Consider the following 16,035-nt stretch of genomic DNA (forward strand, 5'->3'; position numbering starts at 1 on the left):
TCCTGAAGTTCACTGTTCTGGACCTTGCCGTCCAAGGTATTGGACTACGACAGGATTGTGGAGCGGTTTTACTGCTGTACGCAAGACCTGTCCACATGCCGAAGGTACGGCGCGGCGCGCGGCTCGTGAAATGCCGATTGCGCTCCCGTTATGCTCCGCAGGCATGACCAAGGGAACGTTCGGGCCCGGCGCCCTGGAGCTGCGTCATCTGCGGTGCTTCCTCGCCATCGCCGACGAGGGCAACATCACCCGCGCCGCCGCCCGCCTGCGCATCACCCAGCCCGCCGCGTCCCGCACCCTCGCCGCCCTGGAGGACGCCCTGCGGGCACGGCTCGTGGACCGGTCCACCCACCACCTCACGCTCACCCCCGAGGGCCGCGCCTTCCGCGACAAGGCCGCCGTCGCCGTCGCCGCCTTCGAGGACGCCCTGGACGTGGGGCGTTCGGTGCGCAGGGCGCTGCGCCTCGGGCACGCCTGGTCGGCCGCGGGCGCGTACACCACGCCCCTGCTGCGCCGGTGGCGCGCGACCCACCCCGACGTACCGCTCGAACTGCTCCGCGTCGACGACCGCACCGCGGGGCTCGCCAGGGGCGCGGTCGACGCGGCGCTGCTCCGCGGGTCCGTCGGCACCCCGGGCCTGGTGACGGAGCTCCTGTACACGGAGGCGCGGGTGGCCGCCGTGCCCGTCGACAGCGCGCTGGCCGGGCGGGGGCGACTGGTGCTCGCCGACCTCGCGGGGCACACCGTCGCGCTCAACACCGTGTCCGGTACGACCACGCTCGACCTGTGGCCCGTCGACGCCCGGCCCACCGGCACGATCACCGTCGCCAACACCGACGACTGGCTGGCCGCGATCGCCGCGTCCCGCGCGGTCGGCGTCACGACCACCGCGACGGCGGACCTGCACCCGCACCCCGGCGTGGTCTACGTCCCGCTGCCCGACGCCCCGCCGGTACCGGTGTTCCTGGCCCGCCGCGACGGGCCGCCGAGCCATCCCGCCCTGCGCGACCTGTGCGCCCTCGCGCACGAGGTCACGGGCCGGGACTAGCGCACGCGGCCGTACATGTTCGGGTTGTACCAGCTGAAGGACGAGACGCGGACGTTCTTGCCGGGGCGCGGGGCCTCCAGGTACTGGCCGCCGCCCAGGTAGATCGCCACGTGGTGGATGCCCGACGAGCTGCCGTTGCTGCTCCAGAACACCAGGTCACCGCGGCGCAGCTCGCCCCGCGAGAGGGACCGGGTCGCGCGGTACTGCGCGTCGGCGACGCGCGGCAGACTGACGCCCGCCTGCCGGTAGGCGGCCATCACCAGGCCGGAGCAGTCCCAGCCGTGCGGCCCGTTGCCGCCCCAGACGTAGGGGTCGCCGAGGTGCGCCATCGCGTACGAGATGGCCGCTTCCGTGCCGTGCCTGCTCGGCGTCCCCGATGAGTGACCGCCGCCCGATCCCGAAGGGCGCGGCGCGGGCTTCGTCGCCTGGCTTCCGGAACGGCCCGTGCGGCTCTCGTACTTGTCCCGGTGACTGGTCCAGTACCAGTGCCCGGCCTTGTTGTACCAGTACACGCGGTCGGTGGCGTCCCAGCCCCCGCGTCCCCGGAACGTCGGCTCGGCGGACGACGCCCCGCGCGCGGCGGGCCGCGCCTTCCCGGTGGTCGCGTGCCCGCCCGACCGGCCCGTGTGCGCCGCGTACTTGTCGTAGTGCGAGGTCCAGCGCCACCCTCCGGCCGCGTCCTTGTACCAGTACACACGGTCGGTGGCGTCCCAGCCCCCGCGCCCCCGGAACGTCGGCTCGGCGGACGACGCCCCGCGCGCGGCGGGCCGCGCCTTCCCGGTGGTCGCGTGCCCGCCCGACCGGCCCGTGTGCGCCGCGTACTTGTCGTAGTGCGACGTCCAGCGCCACCCTCCGGCCGCGTCCTTGTACCAGTACTTGGAGCCGTCCCAGCCCGCGTGGCTCGGGGCGGGTTCGGCGGTCGCGGGGCCCGCCGCGGTGCCCACGAGCACGGCCGCCCCGACGGCGGCGACCAGCGCGCCGCGCACCCCGCAGCGGTGGTCCGCGCGGGCGGCGGCCGGTGTCGCGGCGCAATGGCCGCACCCGCAGTCGGCGGGTATCTCCTCGGTGAATCGGGGTGTCTGCACTTCGGCCTCTCTCGGTCGGTTCGGCGGCGCCCCCTCACCGCCGTTCAGTGGGTGTCGACGGCGCTCCCCCGCGCCGTGTAGAAGGCCACGGTCAAGTCCTTGACCAGCGCCTTCCGTTCGTAGTCGTCGAGCGTGACGAGTCCCCGTTCGGTGAGGCGCCGCACGGTGTCGTCCACCGCGTCGAGCACCGAGGTCAGCACCGTGTCCCGGTGCTTGGCGTCGATGGCGGCGAGCTGCCTGCGCTGCATCGCCGCCGCCACCTCGGGCGCGTACTCCACCCTGGTGGGCCGCGCCGAGAACACCTCGATGCCGACCGCCCTGCACTCCGCGGCCAGCGTGGCGCCGAGCGCGTCGCCGACCGCCTCGGCGTCGCGCAGCGTCCGCACGTCGTCGGCGGGCTCCCGGAACGAGTCGGCGGGCAGCCGGGACACCACCCGCGCCGTCACCGCCTCCACCTGCTCCCGCAGGTACGCGAGGTGGTCGTCCACCGTGAGCAGCGCCCGCGCCGCGTCCTTGACCTGCCACACCACGAGGACGACCACCCGCAGTTCGATGCCCTCCGCGTCGACGGCCGTCATCGGTTCGCTGCGCCAGTGCCGCAGCCGTACGTCCACGCGGCGCCGCAGCATCAGCGGGCTGATCCACACGAGCCCGGTCCGCCGTACGCTCCCCCGGTAGCGGCCGAACAGCGACAGGGTCCACGCGCTGCCGACCCGCCCCCGGGTGAGCCCGCCGAGCGCCATGAGTGCCACCACTCCGCAGCCGCCGACCGCCGCCCACTGCCAGGCGACGAGGCCGTCCCGGGGCCGTTCGGGGAGCGCGAGGAGATCCGTGATCCGTACGGGGAGCAGACCGCCCGACCAGATCAGCCAGGCCGCTCCGGCTAGGGCCAGGAGCGCCACGAGCAGCGCCCACCAGCCGGAGCACGCGGGACCGCGCCGCTCGGCCAGGTCGCGGTCGGGGCGCGGCGGGGAGGGGGGCTTGGCCGCGCCGGGCCCCTCCGTCGGCCTCGGGGACTGCGGCGACTTCGCGGGATGCGGAGACTTCGGGGGCTGGGAGGACTGAGCAGGCTGGGAGGACTGCGGAGGCTTCGGCGCGTGCGTCGTCTTCGTCGGCTTCGGCAGTTCCGCCGTGTCACCGCGGAAGAGCAGGTCCATCGGTATGGAGTCGTGGCGGTTGCGTACGACCAGGGCGCGGGGGCCCGTGCCGTCCCCCGGGGCCGCCGGTTCCGCGGGCCCCTCGGGGCCCTTCCGCTGCTCGGGGTCCTTCGGCTCTTCCGGCACGGGCACAACCAGACTTCTCACGGGCGCACGTCAGTTGACGCCTCGACAGATGATCATGAACCATCCTGATCCTGCCTGAACCGGACACCGCTCCCTACCCGCAAAGGTCCCTTCCACCAGGGACTTTGGTCCCTGCCTCGGCCTGCCCCTCGGCGAGCCCCTCGGCGAGGACCTCCGCCAGATGCCTGCCGCGCACCCCCGCCAGCTGTCCGAGCTGCGTCCGGCAGGAGAAGCCGTCGGCGAGCACCACCGCGTCGGCGGCCGCGTCGCGCACGGCGGGCAGGAGCTGTTCCTGCGCGCAGGCCACCGACACGTCGTAATGCCCCCGCTCGAAGCCGAAGTTCCCCGCGAGCCCGCAGCAGCCGCCGCTCAACTCGCCCGTCAGGCCCGCCTGCGCGCGCAGCCGCCGCTCGGCCGCGTCGCCCAGGACGGCGTGCTGGTGGCAGTGGGTCTGGCCGACGGCGGGGCGGTCGACGCGCGGCGGCCGCCACTGCGGGGCCAGCCCCTCCAGTGCCTGGGCGAAGGTGCGGACGGCCGCGGCGAGGCGGTGGGCGCGCGGGTCGTCGCCGAGGAGTTCGACCAGGTCGGTCCGGAGGGCGGCGGCGCAGCTCGGCTCCGGGACGAGGACCGGCGTGCCCGCGTCGAGGACCGGGCCGAGGCGGTCCAGGGTGCGGCGCAGCACCGCGCGGGCGCCGTCCAGCTGGCCCGTGGAGACGTACGTCAGGCCGCAGCAGACGCCGGACGGCGGCAGCGCGACGGTGAGGCCCGCGTCCGCGAGGACCCGCACCGCGGCCCGCCCCACCGACGGCGAGAGGTGGTCGGTGAACGTGTCGGGCCAGAGCACGAGGTCCGGTGCCCCCGAGGGCCGCTCGCCCTTCCGCCGCCACCACTGCCGGAACGTGCGCGGCGCCACCTCGGGGACCGCGCGCTGCGGGGCGATGCCGCCGAGCCGCTTGCCCACCGCCGCCAACGGGCCGATCCGGGCGAGCGCGTTGACGAGCGGGGCCGTGCGCGTCAGCGCGACGGCGCGCAGCCAGCGCGGCAGCCACCCCATCGAGTAGTGCGCGGCAGGCCTGCGCCTGCCCTCGTAGTGGTGGTGCAGGAACTCCGCCTTGTACGTGGCCATGTCGACGCCCACCGGGCAGTCCGAGCGGCACCCCTTGCAGGACAGACAGAGGTCGAGCGCGTCCTTGACCTCCGTCGAGCGCCACCCCTCGGTCACCACCTCGCCCGCGAGCATCTCGTGCAGCAGCCGGGCGCGCCCACGCGTGGAGTGCTCCTCCTCGCCCGTCGCACGGAAGGAGGGACACATCACGTCGGTCGGAGAATTCGCCGTCGACGTACGGCACTTGGCGACGCCCACGCACCGCCTGACCGCCGCCGAGAAGTCGCCGCCGTCGTGCGGATAGCCGAAGGCCACGTCGACGGGCTCGCGCGGCAGCGGGGCGAAGCGCAGGTTGGCGTCGAGCGGGTCGGGGCGCACCAGCATGCCGGGGTTGAGCAGGCCCGCCGGGTCCCAGACGTCCTTCACGCGGCCGAAGAGGGCGATGAGTTCGGGGCCGTACATCTTCGGCAGGAGTTCCGCGCGGGCCTGCCCGTCGCCGTGTTCGCCCGACAGCGAGCCGCCGTGCGCGACGACGACGTCGGCGAGCTCTTCGGAGAAGCGGCGGAAGCGCGCGACGCCCTCCTCGCCGAGCAGGTCGAAGTCGATGCGGACGTGGATGCAGCCGTCCCCGAAGTGTCCGTACGGGGTGCCGCGCAGGTGGTGCTCGGTCAGCAGCGCCCTGAAGTCCCGCAGATACGCCCCGAGTCGCGCGGGCGGCACCGCACAGTCCTCCCAGCCCGGCCACGCCTCGCTGCCATCCGGCATCCGGGTCGCGGTGCCGCTGGCGTCCTCGCGTACGCGCCACAGGGCCCGCTGCCCCGCCGGGTCGTCGACGACCACGGCGTCGAGCACGTCGGCCGCCCGCACGATCGACTCCGCACGCGCGCGTGCCTCGGCCCGGCTCCCGCCGCCGGTCTCCACGAAGAGCCAGGCGCCGCCCCTCGGCAGCCCCTCGGTGTCGCGCACCAGGTCGGCGGCCATGCCCTCGACGGTCAGCGGGCCGTGCGGCAGGAGCCCTGCGGCGGCCTCCGCCGCCGCGCTCTCGTCGGTGTAGCCGAGGACGGCGAGGGCACGCGCGCGGGGCGCCTCGACGAGGCGTACGACGGCTTCGGTGAGGACGCCGAGGGTGCCCTCGGAGCCGCAGAACGCGCGCGCGTGGTCGACGCCGTGCTCGGGGAGCAGGGCGTCGACGGCGTATCCGGAGATGCGGCGCGGCAGCTCGGGGAAGCCGGTGCGCAGGAGCGCCAAGTCGCCGTCGACCAGCGGGCGCAGTCCCTGGGGCGCGCCGTCCCAGCCCTTGCCGAGGTCGAGCCGCTCGCCGCTGCCGCCGATGACGGAAAGACGGTGGACGTTGTCGGCCGTGGTGCCCCAGGCCACCGAGTGCGCTCCGCAGGAGTTGTTGCCGATCATGCCGCCGAGGGTGCAGCGGCTGTGCGTGGAGGGGTCGGGACCGAAGGTAAGCCCGTGCGGGGCGGCCGCGGCGCGCAGGTCGTCGAGGACGAGGCCGGGCTGGACGACGGCCGTACGGGACCCGGGGTCGAGGGAGAGGAGTCCCTTCATGTGCCGGGTGAAGTCGAGGACGACGCCGAGGCCCGTCGCCTGTCCGGCGATCGAGGTGCCCGCGCCGCGCGCCACGACCGGCACGGACCGCTCGCGGCAGACGGCGAGCGCGGCCGCCACGTCGTCGGCGTCGCGCGGGGCGAGCACCGCGGTGGGTACGCGGCGGTAGTTGGAGGCGTCCATGGTGTGCAGGGCCCGTGCGGTGACGGAGAGATCCACGTCGCCGCGCACGGCCTCGCGCAGTGCCTTGCCGAGTCCGTCGAGATCGCTCATACGCCCAGGATGCCTCCGCAGGGGCCCCCGCCGAACACCCCGCCCCACCCGTTATGTCACGATGCGGAAGGGAACATTCCCACCATGGTCATCAACTCTCCTATAGTGAGAACAACTTGAGCAGAGCTTGAGAAATGACCGAGCACGTTCGAGCAAAGTGTGTCGCTTCCGATCGAGGAACCCGATTGATGACCGCGCCAACCTCCATAGCGCGCCCCGGGACGGAGCGTCCTGAGCTGCGCCCGTCCGCGCTCGTCCTGCTGACCTGTGCCCTGGTCACCGCGGCGCTCACCGGGGCGTCCGTCGCCCTCGCGCCCGACTCCGCGCGCACCGCCGTGGTCTGGGGCGCCGGTGCCGCGTCCGTCGCGCTCAGCGCCGCCGTGACCTTCGCCTTCCACGCGATGCGCACCGCGGGGCTGCTGCGGCTCCAGCTGCACACCGCACGCCAGGACACCGGCCGCCTCCAGCAGGAACAGTCCAGGCGGGCCGCCGAGTTCGGCCAGGAGCACGCGCGGCTCACCGCCGAGCACGAGCGGGAGAAGGGCGTGCTCACCCAGCGGGCCCGCACCGCCGAGTCCGAGCGCGCCGCCGCCCTCGCCGCCTGCGCCAACGCGGCGGGCCGCATGCAGGCGCTCGCCACCGGCATGCTCGCCGACCTCCGCGAGATGGAGACCAGGCACGCCGACGAGGACGTCCTCACCGACCTCCTCCACCTCGACCACAGGACCGCGCAGGCGGGCCGGATCGCCGACTCCGTCGCCGTCCTCACCGGCGCCCGCTCCGGACGCCGCTGGGCCAGGCCCATCGTCATGGAGTCCATCCTGCGCGGCGCCATGGGCCGCATCGGCGGCTACCAGCGCGTGCGCGTCCACTCGGCCAGCGAGGTCGCCGTCGCGGGCCACGCCGCCGAAGGCGTCATGCACGCCCTCGCCGAACTCCTGGACAACGCCGCCAACTTCTCGCCGCCCACCTCCGAAGTACACGTCTACATCGAAGAGGTCGCGGCCGGCGTCATCGTCTCCGTCGAGGACAGCGGCCTGGTCATGGGCCCGGTGCAGCAGCGCCGCGCCGAACGGGCCGTGTCGGGCACCAGCGCGGGCCTCGGCCGCCTCTCCGGCACCCGGCTCGGCCTGCCCGTCGTCGGCAGGCTGGCCCGCAAGCACGGCCTGACCGTGTCCTTCCGGCCCTCCGCGCGCGGCGGCACGGGCGTGCTCCTGCTCATCCCGCAGGAGCTCATCTCCCGCCCTTCGGACGCCACCTCGGCCCCGGCCGTCCTGTCCGCATCGGCCCCGGCGCCCGTCGCCACCTCCACGGAGACCTCCGCCACGGTCTCCGTAACGGTGCCCGCTCCTGCCCCTGCTCCCGCTCCCGCGGCCAAGGCGCCCGAGCCGTACGACGCCGGGGACACCGCCGAGACCCCCATCGACCGCGAACCCGTGCCCACCCACGAGTCCGCCGCCGAACGCACCGGCGAGACCCCGGCCGCGCCGGACGCGCCCGCGCCCGGCGGGCTCCCCAAGCGGCCCCGCGGCCGCACCCTCGCCGCCGCCGAGAACGCCCGCGCGCGGGCCGCCGAGGCCACGCCCCGTACCCGTACCGCCGCCGACGCGAGCACCACCGCCGCCCGCTTCAGCAGCTTCCGCCAGGCCGTCCGCGCCACCGACCCCGACGAACCGGACGCCCCCGCAACTCCCCCGCACCCGGAAGGCGACACCCCCCGATGACCACCGGCACCACCACGACCGACGCCAAGCTCACCTGGCTGCTCGAAGGTCTCCTGGAGCGCACCCCCGGCGCCCGGCACGCCCTCGTGCTCTCCCGGGACGGCCTGAAGCTGTGCCGCACCCCCGAGCTCTCCGTCGACCAGGCCGACCAGCTCGCGGCGATCGCCGCGGGCATCCAGTCCCTCTCGCACGGCGCCTCCGCCGAGTTCGGTGACGGCAGCGGCGGGGTGCGCTCGGCGATGGCCGAGTTCTACGGCGGCATCCTCTTCATCGTCGAGGCGGGCGAGGGCGCGCACCTCGCGGTGATCGCCGCCGAGGACGCCGACGCCGGGCTCGTCGGGCACACCATGAGCGAACTGGTCGAGCAGCTCGGCGAGCACCTGCGCGCCGAGCCGCGCGCGGCCGACGGCCCCCGCGCGCCGCACGCCTCATGAGCCGCCCCGGCCGGGACGACTCCCCCGACCGGCTGTACACCCTCACCGGGGGACGCAGCAGGTCGGCGCCCGACGCCCCCTTCGACCTGGTCACCCTCGTCGTCAGCGAGTGCGATCCGGTGCCCGGCATGCAGTCCGAGCACGCCGCGATCCTGCGGATGTGCGGGCTGCCCACCGCCGTGGTCGAGATCGCCGCCGAGCTGGGCCTGCCGGTGAGCATCACCCGCATCCTGCTCTCCGACCTGCTCGACGCGGGCCGGATCAGCGCCCGCCATCCGCGCTCGGCCGCCGCCCACAGCGTTCCCGACCCCGACCTTCTGGAGCAGGTGCTCGTTGGACTCCGCAATCTCTGAGATTCCCGGGACCCCTGGAACCTCCGAACACAGCGCGCCCCGAAGAGAGCTGACCGCCACCGCCGACAACGGTCTGAAGATCGTCGTCGTCGGCGGCTTCGGCGTCGGCAAGACGACGCTCGTCCGCTCCGTCAGCGAGATACGTCCCCTCAACACCGAGGAGACGATGACGCAGGCCGGACAGGGCATCGACGAACTCGGCGACATCGAGGGGCTGCGCGCCAAGTCGTCCACGACCGTCGCCTTCGACTTCGGCCGCATCACGCTCGACGCGCGCAACGTCCTCTACCTCTTCGGCGCCCCCGGCCAGGAACGCTTCTGGTTCCTGTGGGACCGCCTCTTCTCCGGCACGCTCGGCGCGGTCGTCCTCGTCGACACCCAGCGCCTCGCCGACTCCTGGTACGCCATCGACCGCCTGGAGCACCACGGCACGCCGTTCATCGTGGCCCGCAACGACTTCGGCGGCCCCGAGTACACCTCGGAGCAGCTGCGCGAGGCGCTCGACCTCGACCCCGGCGTGCCGCTGATCGACTGCGACGCGCGCTCCCGCGAGTCCGGCAAGGACGTCCTCATCACCCTCGTACAGCACCTCAAGTCCCTGTACGCCCCCCAGGAGACCACCCCGTGACCTGCCCCGTAACCGGCGCCGCGACCGGCGCGGCCGTCCCGCTCTCCGGACCCCGGTTCGCCACCGAACCCGCCCAGCTCTACCGGGAGATGCGCCGCGACCACGGCTCCGTCGCCCCCGTGCTGCTCGACGGCGGCGTGCCCGCCTGGCTCGTGCTCGGCTACCGCGAACTGCACCAGGTCACCGGCGACCCGATGCTCTTCAGCCGCGACTCCGAGCTGTGGAACCAGTGGCCGAACATCCCCGCCGACTGGCCGCTGCTCCCGATGATCGGCCACAAGCAGCCGTCGATCCTCTACACCGTCGGCGAACGGCACACCCGGCGCGCCGCGATGATCGCACACGCCCTCGAAGCGGTCGACCCCTTCGAACTCAAGGCGTACGCCGAGCAGTTCGCCGACGAACTCATCGACACCTTCTGCGGCAAGGGTGTCACCGACATCATCGCCGACTACGCGATGCTGCTCCCCGTCCGCGTGCTCGCCCGCATCTACGGCTTCGCCGACGAGCAGGGCCCCGGCCTGGTCACCGCCATGAACGACATGATCGACGGCCGCGAGCGGGCCCTCGCCGGACAGCAGCACCTCGCCTCCTCGATGTTCGCGCTGCTCGCCGACAAGCACGTGAGGCCCGGCCAGGACGTCGCCTCGTACATGCTGGAGACCCAGCTCGCCGAGGACGGCTCGGGCTTCACCGACGAGGAGATCGCCCAGGACCTCATGGTGATGATGGCCGCCGGCCACCAGCCGACCGCCGACTGGATCGGCAACTCGCTGCGCCTGATGCTCACCGACGACCGCTTCGCCGCCTCCCTGTTCGGCGGTAGGCACAGCGTCGCCGAGGCCATGAACGAGGTCCTGTGGGAGGACACCCCCACCCAGACCGTCGCGGGCCGCTGGGCCTCGCGCGACACCCAGCTCGGCGGGCGCCGCATCAACTCCGGCGACCTGCTCCTGCTCGGCCTCGGCGCCGCCAACGCCGACCCGCAGGTCCGCACCGACGGCTCCGCCCTGACCGGCGGCAACAGCGCCCACTTCGCCTTCGGCCACGGCGAGCACCGCTGCCCCTTCCCGGCCCAGGAGGTCGCCGAGGTCATCGCGCGGACCGGCATCGAGGTGCTCCTCGACCGCCTTCCCGACCTCGACCTCGCGGTCCCCGCCACGGACCTCACCCGCCGCCCCTCCCCCTGGCTGCGCGGCCTCACCGACCTTCCGGTGCGCTTCACCCCGACCCCGACCTCAGCGTTTGGAGACTCCAGATGACGCGCATCGCCCTGGACCCGTTCGTCACCGACCTGGACGGCGAGAGCGCCCGCCTGCGCGCGGCGGGGCCGCTCGCCGAGGCCGAGCTGCCGGGCGGCGTCCCGGTGTGGGCGGTCACGCACCACGCCGAGGCCCGCCAACTCCTCACCGACAAGCGCCTGGTGAAGGACATCGAGGTCTGGGGCGCCTGGCGGCGCGGCGAGATACCCGCCGACTGGCCGCTGATCGGCCTCGCCAACCCCGGCCGTTCCATGCTGACGGTCGACGGCGAGGAACACCGCAGGATGCGTACGCTGGTGGCGCAGGCACTCACGCCGCGCCGCGTGGAGCGCATGCGCGAGCGGATCGCGGAACTCACCTCCGGACTCCTGGACAAGCTCCCCGCGCACGACGAAGTGGTCGATCTCAAGGCCGAGTTCGCCTACCCGCTGCCCATGTACGTCATCAGCGACCTGATGGGCATCGACGAGTCCGACCACCCGCGCCTGAAGGTCCTCTTCGACAAGTTCTTCTCCACCCAGACGCCCCCCGACGAGGTCGTCGCGACGCTCGGCGAACTCGCCGGCATGATGGGCAAGGTCGTCGCGGCCCGCCGCGCGGAGCCGGGCGACGACCTGACCAGCGCGCTGATCCAGGCGTCCGAGGACGGCGACCACCTCACCGACGCGGAGATCCTCTCCACGCTCCAGCTGATGGTCGCCGCGGGCCACGAGACGACGATCTCCCTCATCGTCAACGCGGTCGTCAACCTCTCCACCCACCCCGACCAGCTCGCGCGCGTCCTCGCGGGCGAGGTCGGCTGGGACGCGGTGATCGAGGAGACCCTGCGCTACGCGACCCCCACCTCGCACGTCCTGATCCGCTTCGCCGCGGAGGACGTCCCGGTCGGCGACAAGGTGATCCCCAAGGGCGACGCGCTGATCGTCTCGTACGGCGCGATAGGCCGCGACGAGCAGGCCCACGGGCCCACGGCGGACTCCTTCGACATCACGCGCACGTCCCCGAACCGCCACATCTCGTTCGGCCACGGCCCGCACGTGTGCCCCGGCGCGGCGCTCTCCCGCCTGGAGGCGGGGGTGGCACTTCCGGCGCTGTACGCCCGCTTCCCGGAGCTGACCCTGGCGATCCCACCGTCCGAACTCCGCAACAAGCCGGTGGTGACGCAGAACGACTTGTACGAGCTGCCAGTAGTTCTGAGCCCCTCCGGCGATTGAGGAGCGGGGTCCGGGGCAGAGCCCCGAGTCACCAGCCCCGACTGACAGCAACATCTCAGCCGACGGACACCACAAAGACGGCATGCCCTGAGCCGCTAGGCTCACCCCGTGGCAGAGATCCAGATTCCCGCTGACATCAAGCCCGCCGACGGCCGTTTCGGCGCGGGCCCCTCCAAGGTGCGTACGGAGGCGCTGGACGCCCTGGCCGCCACCGGAACCTCCCTGCTCGGCACCTCCCACCGCCAGGCCCCGGTCAAGAACCTGGTCGGCCGGGTGCGTGAGGGCGTGGGGAACCTCTTCTCCCTCCCCGAGGGCTACGAGGTGATCCTGGGCAACGGTGGCTCCACCGCGTTCTGGGACGTCGCGACGCACGGACTGATCGAGAACAAGTCGCAGCACCTCAGCTTCGGCGAGTTCTCCTCCAAGTTCGCGAAGGCGGCCAAGCTCGCCCCGTGGCTGGCCGAGCCCACCGTGATCTCCTCGGACCCGGGCACCCACCCGGACCCGAAGGCGGAGGCGGGCGTCGACGTCTACGCCTTCACGCACAACGAGACCTCGACGGGCGTCGCGGCCCCCGTCAAGCGCGTCGCGGGCGCCGACGAGGGCTCCCTCGTCCTGGTGGACGCCACGTCCGGCGCGGGCGGCCTGCCGGTCGACATCGCCGAGACGGACGTCTACTACTTCGCCCCGCAGAAGTCCTTCGCCTCGGACGGCGGGCTGTGGATCGCCGCGTTCTCCCCGGCCGCGATCGAGCGCGCCGAGCGGATCCACGCGTCGGGCCGCCACGTCCCGGAGTTCTTCAGCCTGCCCACGGCGATCGACAACTCCCGCAAGAACCAGACGTACAACACCCCCTCGCTCGCCACGCTCTTCCTGCTCGCCGAGCAGCTGGACTGGATGAACTCCCAGGGTGGCCTCGAGTTCACGACCGGCCGCACGGCCGCGTCCTCGCAGGCGCTGTACGGGTGGGCGGACGAGTCCAAGTACGCGACGCCGTTCGTCACGGACGCGGCCAAGCGGTCGCAGGTCATCGGCACGATCGACTTCTCGGACGAGATCGACGCGAGCGCTGTCGCGAAGACGTTGCGGGCCAACGGGGTCGTTGACACCGAGCCGTACCGCAAGCTCGGGCGCAACCAGCTGCGGGTGGCGATGTTCCCGGCGATCGATCCTGCGGATGTCGAGGCGCTGACCAAGTGCATCGACTACGTCATCGAGAAGCTTTAACGCTTCGCTGCGCGACCAGCCGCGGGCTTGTTGTGGCTGGTCGCGCAGTTCCCCGCGCCCCTTACGGGGCGCCCCGAAGCCCTACCGGCTCAGCTGCTTGAACTTCCTTACCGCCAAAGGCAAGAACAGCAGCGAGATCACCAGCGGCCACACCACCGCCATCAGCACCGCGTGCTGTTCGACCCAACTCGCGCCGCCCGCGCCGGGGTTGCCGAAGAGTTCGCGGGTGGCCGTACCCGTCGAGGAGACGGGGTTCCACGCGGCGACGGGGGCCAGCCAGTCCGGCATCAGGGACGGGGCCACGAAGACGCTGGAGATCATCGTGAGCGGGAAGGCCACCGCGTAGAGGCCGCCCGCCGCCTCCGGGGTCGGTACGACCAGGCCGAGGAAGACGCCCACCCAGATCAGGCTGAAGCGCAGGAGCAGCAGAAGCCCGAAGGCCAGCAGGGTGTCGCCGAGCCCCGCGCTGGAGCGCCAGCCGATGGCCAGGGCGGTCAGCGCGAGGATGGTCAGCTCCGCGCAGGCCACGATGAGATCGGCGAGTCCGCGCCCCGACGCGACCGCCGAGGGCGCCATCGGCATCGAGCGGAAGCGGTCGATGACGCCCTTGGACGCGTCGGTGACCACGCCCATCGCGGTGTTCATGAACCCGAAGGCCATGGTCATCACGAACATGCCGGGCATCAGAAACTGCTTGTAGTCGCCGCCGCCTTCGCCGTCGTCGCCACCCCCTGGCACCTTCATCGCCTCGCCGAAGACGAAGCCGTAGAGCAGCACGCTGATGAGGGGGAAGCCCAGTTGCCAGGCGATGGTGATCGGCTGGCGGCGGAAGTGGGTCAGATAGCGGCGGGTGACGTTCCAGCCGTCGGCGAGGGCCCAGAAGAGCCGTCCGCGCGAGGCGTCGGCGGTCAGGGGCACGTTCGCGGTGCTCGCGGCGCTCATGCCGCCACCTCCGTCTTCTCGTCGTCGGCCGTCTGACCGGTGAGGCGCAGGAACACGTCGTCCAGGCTCGGCCTGCGCAGGCCGATGTCCTCGACCGCGACGCCCTCGTCCCGCAGGGTCCGCGCCACCTCGGTCAGGGCGCCGACCCGGTCGGTGACCGCGCCCTGCACGCGGCGCTCCACGTCGACGGCCAGCGGTTCGCCGTCGCAGACCCGGGCGACGGCCTTGACCGCGGCGGGCAGATCGGCGCTCTCGCGCACCACGACGTCGAGGTGGCTGCCGCCCACCGTGCTCTTCAGGCCGTCGGGGGTGTCGTCGGCGATGGCCCTGCCCCGGTCGATGACGGTGATGCGGGAGGCGAGCCGGTCGGCCTCCTCCAGGTACTGCGTCGTGAGCAGCACGGTCGTACCGCGCGCCACCAAGTCCCGTACGGCGTCCCAGACTTCGAGGCGGCCGCGCGGGTCGAGGCCGGTGGTCGGCTCGTCGAGGAAGAGCACGGCGGGGGCGAGGACCATCGAGGCGGCGAGGTCGAGCCTGCGCCGCATGCCGCCGCTGTACTGGCCCGCGCCCTTCTCCGCCGCGTCCTCCAGGTGGAACTGTTCGAGGAGTTCCCGCGCACGCCGGGCCGCGCGCCCGGCGCCGAGGTGGAAGAGGCGCCCGAACATCTCCAGGTTCTGCCGCCCGGTGAGGATCTCGTCGACCGCCGCGTACTGCCCGGCGAGCCCGATGCGGCCGCGTACGAGTCCGGGCTCGCGCACCACGTCGGCGCCGGCCACCTCGGCGCGGCCGCCGTCGAGCCTGACGAGGGTGGAGAGGATCCGTACGGCGGTGGTCTTGCCCGCGCCGTTGGGGCCGAGCAGTCCGTGCACCGTGCCCTGTTCGACCCGCAGGTCGAAGCCGTCGAGCGCGGCCTTCTCCCCGTAGCGCTTCTGGAGCCCTTCGGCCCGTACCGCGAAGCCGTTCCCGTTCATCACTGCCCCTTCTTCGGCCTTTTCCGCTTCTTCCGCACTCTCGCGCCCTCTGGGTACGCCGTACCCAGTGGAGAGTACACCGTACCCAGTTTCATGGGTACGCCGTACTCAATTTCGGGGCCTGCGACTAGGCTGAGGGTCATGACGAGCACGCACACCGGCGAGGACCAGCGCACCGGCAGCGACATCACTCGCAGCCTTGAGCTGCTCTGGGGCGAGGGCGAGCGCCCGACGCGGGGCCCGAAGCCGGGGCTCACGCTCGACCGGATCGTCACCGAGGCCGTGCGCCTCGCGGACGCCGAAGGGCTCGCCGCCCTCTCCATGCGCCGCCTGTCCACCGAGCTCGGCACCGGCACGATGTCGCTGTACCGCTACGTCCCCGGCAAGAGCGACCTGGTCGACCTGATGCTGGACCGCGTCAACACGGTCCCCGACGAGACGGAGCCGTGGAGCGGCGGCTGGCGCGAGGCCGTGGAGGCGTACGCCCGCGAGACCCTCGCCCGCCACCACCGCCACCCCTGGCTGCTCCACGCCAACCAGGCCCGCCCGGTGCTCGGCCCCGGCGCGGTCGGCAGCCTCGAACGCACGCTGACGCGGATCAGGCCGATGGGCCTGAGCGACCCCGAGCTGATCAGCGTGATCGTCATGGTCGAGGGGTACGTCACCGGAGTCGCCCGCACCCAGGTGCACGAGGCCGAGGCGGCGCGGAAGACCGGCCTCTCCGACACGGCGTTCTGGGAGGCGCAGGCCCCGGCCCTCGGCCGGATCATGCGCAGCGGCCGCTACCCCTCACTCGCGGGCCTCTCCGACGACGCCTTCGGGAACGACTTCGACCACTTCGAGTTCGGCCTGCAACGCCTCCTGGACGGCCTCGACGTACTGATCGCCCGGCGCGAGCAGGGCGGGAACGACGGCTAGCGGGCGGC

Annotated in this window: 14 protein-coding genes; 9 read left to right on the forward strand and 5 right to left on the reverse strand. The window is 73.0% G+C overall.

The annotated features are described in order from the left end of the window. Positions 1 to 163 precede the first annotated feature (163 nt). Positions 164 to 1,048: a LysR family transcriptional regulator gene (locus KY5_RS18110; RefSeq protein ID WP_234362778.1), complete on the forward strand. Its 885-nt coding sequence runs from the start codon at positions 164 to 166 to the stop codon at positions 1,046 to 1,048. On the opposite strand, the gene KY5_RS18115 is transcribed toward KY5_RS18110, so the two are convergent. From KY5_RS18115 to KY5_RS18125, 3 genes are all read right to left on the reverse strand, one after another. Beyond that, positions 1,045 to 2,133 (reverse strand): C40 family peptidase, encoded by a 1,089-nt coding sequence (locus KY5_RS18115; protein WP_159072550.1) that lies wholly within the window; start codon positions 2,131 to 2,133, stop codon positions 1,045 to 1,047. The genes KY5_RS18110 and KY5_RS18115 overlap by 4 nt on opposite strands. Before the next feature lie 44 nt (positions 2,134 to 2,177). Then, positions 2,178 to 3,437, reverse strand: coding sequence for an SPFH domain-containing protein (locus KY5_RS18120; RefSeq protein WP_234362779.1), 1,260 nt, complete (start codon positions 3,435 to 3,437; stop codon positions 2,178 to 2,180). A 73-nt stretch (positions 3,438 to 3,510) separates the two neighbouring features. Then, positions 3,511 to 6,354, reverse strand: a complete 2,844-nt coding sequence (locus KY5_RS18125; RefSeq protein ID WP_098243240.1) for an FAD-binding and (Fe-S)-binding domain-containing protein — start codon at positions 6,352 to 6,354, stop codon at positions 3,511 to 3,513. Positions 6,355 to 6,542: 188 nt separating this feature from the next. Here KY5_RS18125 and KY5_RS18130 point away from each other — a divergent pair, with 188 nt between their 5' ends. From KY5_RS18130 to serC, 7 genes are all read left to right on the forward strand, one after another. Further along, a complete protein-coding gene (locus tag KY5_RS18130) occupies positions 6,543 to 8,078 on the forward strand; it encodes an ATP-binding protein (RefSeq protein WP_098243241.1) in 1,536 nt (511 codons plus the stop codon). After that, positions 8,075 to 8,512 (forward strand): roadblock/LC7 domain-containing protein, encoded by a 438-nt coding sequence (locus KY5_RS18135; protein ID WP_098243242.1) that lies wholly within the window; start codon positions 8,075 to 8,077, stop codon positions 8,510 to 8,512. The genes KY5_RS18130 and KY5_RS18135 overlap by 4 nt, the downstream gene beginning before the upstream one ends. Then, complete coding sequence (locus KY5_RS18140; protein WP_098243243.1) at positions 8,509 to 8,865, forward strand: DUF742 domain-containing protein; 357 nt, start codon at positions 8,509 to 8,511, stop codon at positions 8,863 to 8,865. Before KY5_RS18135 ends, KY5_RS18140 begins: the two co-directional genes overlap by 4 nt. Then, positions 8,846 to 9,493 (forward strand): GTP-binding protein, encoded by a 648-nt coding sequence (locus KY5_RS18145; protein ID WP_199843130.1) that lies wholly within the window; start codon positions 8,846 to 8,848, stop codon positions 9,491 to 9,493. The genes KY5_RS18140 and KY5_RS18145 overlap by 20 nt, the downstream gene beginning before the upstream one ends. Further along, positions 9,490 to 10,755 (forward strand): cytochrome P450, encoded by a 1,266-nt coding sequence (locus tag KY5_RS18150; RefSeq protein WP_098243244.1) that lies wholly within the window; start codon positions 9,490 to 9,492, stop codon positions 10,753 to 10,755. The genes KY5_RS18145 and KY5_RS18150 overlap by 4 nt, the downstream gene beginning before the upstream one ends. After that, entirely contained in the window at positions 10,752 to 11,969 is a 1,218-nt protein-coding gene (locus KY5_RS18155) for a cytochrome P450 family protein (protein ID WP_098243245.1), read from the forward strand. The genes KY5_RS18150 and KY5_RS18155 overlap by 4 nt, the downstream gene beginning before the upstream one ends. 108 nt (positions 11,970 to 12,077) lie before the next feature. Next, complete coding sequence (gene serC / locus KY5_RS18160; protein ID WP_098243246.1) at positions 12,078 to 13,196, forward strand: phosphoserine transaminase; 1,119 nt, start codon at positions 12,078 to 12,080, stop codon at positions 13,194 to 13,196. Between the two features lie 81 nt (positions 13,197 to 13,277). Here the strand turns inward: serC and KY5_RS18165 are convergent, their stop codons facing one another. Together KY5_RS18165 and KY5_RS18170 are read right to left on the reverse strand one after the other, a co-directional pair. After that, positions 13,278 to 14,138: an ABC transporter permease gene (locus tag KY5_RS18165; protein WP_098243247.1), complete on the reverse strand. Its 861-nt coding sequence runs from the start codon at positions 14,136 to 14,138 to the stop codon at positions 13,278 to 13,280. Then, complete coding sequence (locus tag KY5_RS18170; RefSeq protein WP_098243248.1) at positions 14,135 to 15,109, reverse strand: ATP-binding cassette domain-containing protein; 975 nt, start codon at positions 15,107 to 15,109, stop codon at positions 14,135 to 14,137. The genes KY5_RS18165 and KY5_RS18170 overlap by 4 nt, the downstream gene beginning before the upstream one ends. A 141-nt stretch (positions 15,110 to 15,250) precedes the next feature. Here KY5_RS18170 and KY5_RS18175 point away from each other — a divergent pair, with 141 nt between their 5' ends. Next, positions 15,251 to 16,027, forward strand: coding sequence for a TetR/AcrR family transcriptional regulator (locus KY5_RS18175; RefSeq protein ID WP_098243249.1), 777 nt, complete (start codon positions 15,251 to 15,253; stop codon positions 16,025 to 16,027). Positions 16,028 to 16,035 lie beyond the last annotated feature (8 nt).

This window comes from Streptomyces formicae (assembly GCF_002556545.1).
Lineage (GTDB): Bacteria > Actinomycetota > Actinomycetes > Streptomycetales > Streptomycetaceae > Streptomyces > Streptomyces formicae_A.

Bases quoted from the DNA above. Each gene is read 5' to 3' on its own strand.
- KY5_RS18135 (WP_098243242.1), top strand. From the start codon at position 8,075: ATGACCACCGGCACCACCACGACCGACGCCAAGCTCACCTGGCTGCTC.
- KY5_RS18130 (WP_098243241.1), top strand. From the start codon at position 6,543: ATGACCGCGCCAACCTCCATAGCGCGCCCCGGGACGGAGCGTCCTGAG.
- KY5_RS18155 (WP_098243245.1), top strand. From the start codon at position 10,752: ATGACGCGCATCGCCCTGGACCCGTTCGTCACCGACCTGGACGGCGAG.
- KY5_RS18125 (WP_098243240.1), bottom strand. From the start codon at position 6,354: ATGAGCGATCTCGACGGACTCGGCAAGGCACTGCGCGAGGCCGTGCGC.
- KY5_RS18170 (WP_098243248.1), bottom strand. From the start codon at position 15,109: ATGAACGGGAACGGCTTCGCGGTACGGGCCGAAGGGCTCCAGAAGCGC.
- KY5_RS18165 (WP_098243247.1), bottom strand. From the start codon at position 14,138: ATGAGCGCCGCGAGCACCGCGAACGTGCCCCTGACCGCCGACGCCTCG.
- KY5_RS18140 (WP_098243243.1), top strand. From the start codon at position 8,509: ATGAGCCGCCCCGGCCGGGACGACTCCCCCGACCGGCTGTACACCCTC.
- KY5_RS18110 (WP_234362778.1), top strand. From the start codon at position 164: ATGACCAAGGGAACGTTCGGGCCCGGCGCCCTGGAGCTGCGTCATCTG.
- KY5_RS18175 (WP_098243249.1), top strand. From the start codon at position 15,251: ATGACGAGCACGCACACCGGCGAGGACCAGCGCACCGGCAGCGACATC.